The following is a 4,221-nucleotide window of genomic DNA, read 5'->3' on the forward strand; positions in this document are numbered from 1 at the left end:
GCCGGATCCGACTGGCAGGCGTGGAGGTCGACCACGGAAGAATCTCAGAGTGTCACCGAAGTCCTGAGACATGAACTGTCACCGATGTCCTGATACAGAACTGTCACCGATGTCTCGAGACATCACACTTGGATAGCGGAGATCGAGCTTTCGGGCAACGGCCTTATGAGGATCGAGTCGAGAGCCTCGGCGCCAGTCTTGTCGCGTATGCGTCTACGCTGGCGAAAGACGTAAAATCGATTCGAGCAGCCGCAACAGGCGGTAAGGACAGCCGACTTGTGCTGGCAGCGCTCACGGCAGCGGGAGTCGACTTCACGGCATACACCAATGGGCTTCCTGAAAGCGGCGAGGTCCACATTGGTCGGCGCGTGACGGAGCATCTTGGCGTGCCCCAGCGAATCAATCAGCCGAAGACTACTCACACACGTGAAGGCAACGAAATTGTCATCGCGGATCCAGAAACTCAGGCCTGGCAGACATTGCGCTCTACCGGTGGCCTCGGAAACGCCTTCACCATACTTCCCAATCCTTCGCAGAGCTATGTTTCTCCGCTGACAACCGCCAACTTCGGTGGACAGGGAGGAGAGATCATCCGCGGCGGCTTTCTGCGGTACCTTAAGGCCGAAGATCCCACCCCGTCCAACTCGCTCGCGATCATGCTCAAGTATTGGACGAACAACGCGGATCTGCTGAACCCTCTCGCATACGAAGCGGTACTTGCGGATTACGCACCAATCCTAGATATGCGGTGGACGGATCCGGGCCGTCCTCTTTTCGAGGGATACATCACGAATCGTACAGGGCGTTGGCTTGCGACGATGCGGCATGGTGAGTCAGTTGTCTATCCGCACACCACCTTGCTGATTGATAACCAACTAGTGCGCCGACTTAAGTCTTTCAGCACTGACGAGATGCGCGGCGAGAAGGTTGCTCACAGTGTCATGCGGAAACTTGCACCGGGCCTGCAAGACATTCCGTTCTTTCGTGACCGCTGGACATTTGAGCAGGATGGCCCCTCAGATTTCTACGCACCTGACAGTTGGCATGAGAGGGAGCCTCACACCGCTCACGCGCAACCTCGGGCTGATTTCAATTGGCGGAACGTCTATAGCAAGGATCTCAGTGGCTTCATCCGCGAGTTTGTCCTCGACTCCCCGAGGTCGATGCTGTTCGACATCATCAATCGTTCGGCCGTCGAAACGATGCTAAACGGTAAAGGATATCGTCCACCCGCAGCGTGGGCTCTATTTTCGGCCCAGTACGCGCTCGCGCAGGATTGGCTATCGCCGTGGGCACCATCAAGCACCAAAACCATCGGCATACCGGTCCCAAAACGCTAGATTTCGCATCAACACAAGGACACGCGAAGCGCAAGAATGGAGTCGTAATGATCGATGAGATTTCAGTTCTACGCTTCCCAGATGTCGACCGTCGAGACCAAACTTTAAGAGTCGGCGACTTTAGTCAATTCAGACTTGGAACGAGGTGGGGAGTCACTTCGAACGCGCAGTCCACACTGCTCACTAGTCAACAGTCATTGACAGAGATTTGGGACCAGACAGGCGAGTGGTGGGCGACATTCAAAAATTCTGCGGGGGACTTACTAGTCCTCACGGACCCGTTCGGCATTCTGAAGCGCCCTGGGTCTGATGGAGACTCGCGCTATTTGATTCCCACCAGCTGATCGTGGTTGGTTTTGACAGCATAGAACGACTGCTCGAACTCTGCAGGCGGGACGTCTCCGAGATAGCCATGGAGGCGTTGCGTGTTGTGCCAGTGCACCCAGCCGAGGGTCGCGAGTTCGAGGTCCTCGACCGTTCTCCAGGGCCCTGATCGTGCCGGTCCGCGGACGAGTTCGGTCTTGTAGTAGCCATTCACCGTCTCGGCGAGGGCGTTATCGTAGCTGTCGCCGACGGTCCCGATCGATGGTGTCGCTCCGATCTCGGCGAGGCGTTCACCGTAGCGAATGGATGTGAATTGACTGCCCGCATCGCTGTGACAGCGCAGATCGGCGTGCTGGGTTCCGCGTCCCCAACGGGCCATCTCGATCGCGTCGAGCACCATCTCGGTGCGCATGTGAGACGCGCACCGCCAGCCGACGATCATGCGACTGAACACGTCGATGATGAAGCACACATACGCGACCCCGGCCCAAGTCGGAACGAATGTCAGATCGGTGACCCAGAGACGGTTAGGCGCGGTCGCGGTGAACTCCCGATTCACAAGATCTGGGTGCCTCACGGCGGTCGGATCAGGCCTGGTCGTCGTGACACGCTTGGTCCGTGTTGCACCCTCGATGCCCGCGGCTCGCATGAGCTAGCCGGTCTGGTCTCGGCCGATATCGATCCCGGCACGTCGTGCACTTTTCCAAAGCTTGCGGACACCATAGACGCAGTAGTTGTCCTTCCACAGCGTCACCAGCTCCGGAATGAGCGCCGCGTCGCTGAGCCCCCGCGCCGACGGCGCACGACTCCTCGCCGCTTGTGTAGGAATCCAGTTCGGCCTCAAGCGCGTCGAGGTCGAGCTGCTGCCCCGGCTCGTAGCTGAACCGGTCATGGTCGAGGCGTTGGCTCGCCGAGGTCTGCGCAGGGGTGTAGCCGTGCACTGATGGGCGACCCCACATCACGCCGCTCGCCACGACCTTCGCGGGGGAGCCTGCCACCGTCGCGTTGGAGGGCACGTGGCGGGTCACGAGTGCACGCGCGGCCAGGATGCTGCCCGAGCCCACGCGGGCACCCTTCAGCACCAGGGCCTCCTCGCCCAGCCAGACGTGGTCACCGACCCAGATCGAGCGGCTGGGGTTCAGGCGCTCATGTGTCTCGGTCGAGTAGATGAGATGTGGGTCGGCCGTTCGCATCGAGATCCTGGTGGAGAACATCGCGTCGTCGCCGATGATGATGTGCTTGCGCTCGGTCGGCAGGAACCTCGCTGCGGTGTTGAACGACGCATCTGCGCCGATGGAGAGGACTGAGGCGTGGAACACTGTGGTGATGATGCGCACGGTGGCACGCGTGCGGCGGATCCGCACGACGGAGCCGTTGCCCTTGAACCGAATCCGGCACCCGACGAGCTTCACGCCGTCGTCGACGTGCAGCGCGTTGTCGACGCCGTCGAAGGTGATCGTGCTCCGCTCGAAGGCTGAGCCGGGGGTGTCGCGCAGATGCACGCGGTTGCCCACCACCGCATCGACATCGCTGTAGTCGGCGATCACCTGCTCGCTCACTCTGCCGCCCTCGCGTCGCGCTCGCGGGCATCCACGATCTCGACCGTCTCGACACGGATGCCGCGCAGGCGCCGCAGGTCGGCATCCGTCAGGGCCGTGTGCACGACGATGCGAATGCTCTCGGCGTCGACGGCCACGGCGAGGCGCAGCAGCATCGTCGGCAGGAACCTCGCGTCGTCGAGCATGGCGACCGAGGCCACATGACCCGCGTCCGCAACACGGCCTGGCGGCGTAAGGGCGTCGACGACGTGCACCTCGAACAGCCTGGCGGCGCCGACGCGGGCGATGCTGTACCCGAACCACCCCCAGTGCCCGCCGTGGAGCACGGCGTGCTCTGCAATGCCGTCGCCGGTGTCAGTGACGATCGGATCCGCGCGCAGTTCGACCGCGTGACACTCCTCGATCTCAAGCTGGGGTGCGGGCCGCGCCAGAGGTCGCCGGTGGCCGCGCGCACAGAGACGGCGTCGAGCTCCGTGAGCGGATCGATGCCGTGCAGCAGCTGTTGATCGGCACTCGTGAAGCGCACGAAGCTGTACTGATGCGGTGAGAGCAGCTGCAGGAACCGGGTGCGACCGAGCCGGCCCTCGATGTACCAGTTGGGTTTAGGCGACTTCGGGGCGTCGGGTCCGACGCGCAGCTGGACGCCGACGCCAGCGGGGCCGTCGAAGACGTGCGCATCTTCGATGCTTAGGCGGCCCTGCGCTCGCACACCCATGAACCGGTGAGTATTTGAAGGCTTGAAGACCACTCGATATTGCCTCTCGGGACCACCGATATTGCCGTCGGGGACCAGGGATGGTGTCGGTGGGGGCCACCGGCCCCCACCGACAGCCTTCCTACTGGTTCAGTATCGCTTGTTCGCGCATATAGTGGCTCTTCCGGTTTCAGAGTGCGTAGCAGGGTCTCTGCACCCAGTGTGTCGGTGATGAATGAGAGGCGGGCCTTGGGTGATGATGGAAATTCTCCAAGATCCCTCACACCCAAGGCCCTGCCATGCA

Annotated in this window: 3 protein-coding genes and 1 pseudogene; 2 read left to right on the forward strand and 2 right to left on the reverse strand. The window is 61.6% G+C overall.

What is annotated here, in order from left to right; translation table 11 throughout:
• Positions 1–278: 278 nt before the first annotated feature.
• Entirely contained in the window at positions 279–1,340 is a 1,062-nt protein-coding gene (locus BSP109_RS17130) for a hypothetical protein (protein ID WP_146001211.1), read from the forward strand.
• A 322-nt stretch (positions 1,341–1,662) separates the two neighbouring features.
• Here BSP109_RS17130 and BSP109_RS16255 read toward each other — a convergent pair.
• Positions 1,663–2,481 (reverse strand): annotated as a pseudogene (locus BSP109_RS16255) (IS3 family transposase); the annotation flags it as partial.
• 386 nt (positions 2,482–2,867) lie between these two features.
• On the opposite strand from BSP109_RS16255, the gene BSP109_RS17390 reads away from it, so the two are divergent.
• A complete protein-coding gene (locus BSP109_RS17390; protein WP_101601988.1) occupies positions 2,868–3,200 on the forward strand; it encodes a hypothetical protein in 333 nt (110 codons plus the stop codon).
• Between the two features lie 19 nt (positions 3,201–3,219).
• Here the strand turns inward: BSP109_RS17390 and BSP109_RS16265 are convergent, their stop codons facing one another.
• Positions 3,220–3,477 carry a hypothetical protein gene (locus BSP109_RS16265; protein ID WP_146001212.1) on the reverse strand — a complete coding sequence of 86 codons (258 nt, stop codon included), beginning with the start codon at positions 3,475–3,477 and terminating at the stop codon, positions 3,220–3,222.
• Positions 3,478–4,221: the final 744 nt, after the last annotated feature.

Source organism: Brevibacterium sp. Mu109, from assembly GCF_900169375.1.
GTDB lineage: Bacteria > Actinomycetota > Actinomycetes > Actinomycetales > Brevibacteriaceae > Brevibacterium > Brevibacterium yomogidense_A.